Source organism: Pantoea sp. SIMBA_079, from assembly GCF_046940275.1.
GTDB lineage: Bacteria > Pseudomonadota > Gammaproteobacteria > Enterobacterales > Enterobacteriaceae > Pantoea > Pantoea borealis.
Map to the genome: position 1 here is coordinate 1 of NZ_JAWRYR010000725.1, position 247 is coordinate 247.

The window sequence follows — 247 nt, forward strand, 5'->3', positions numbered from 1 at the left end:
GATGAAGTTCTGCGGGTAACCATGGAGGCGTAATGGCACTGTTTTACTATCAGGCGCTGGAGCGTAATGGTCGCAAAACCAAAGGCATGATTGAGGCGGATTCCGCGCGTCATGCCCGTCAATTGTTGCGTGGTAAAGACCTCATTCCCGTGCACATTGAAGCCCGGATGAATGCATCGGCAGGGGGGATGTTGCAGCGTCGGCGGCACGCACATCGTCGCGTGGCGGCGGCAGATCTGGCGCTGTT

At 57.5% G+C, this 247-nt stretch carries 1 pseudogene; it reads left to right on the forward strand.

Annotated elements, in window-relative coordinates:
* Nucleotides 1-32: 32 nt before the first annotated feature.
* A pseudogene (locus tag SB719_RS21855) lies at nt 33-247 on the forward strand (type II secretion system protein GspF); the annotation flags it as partial.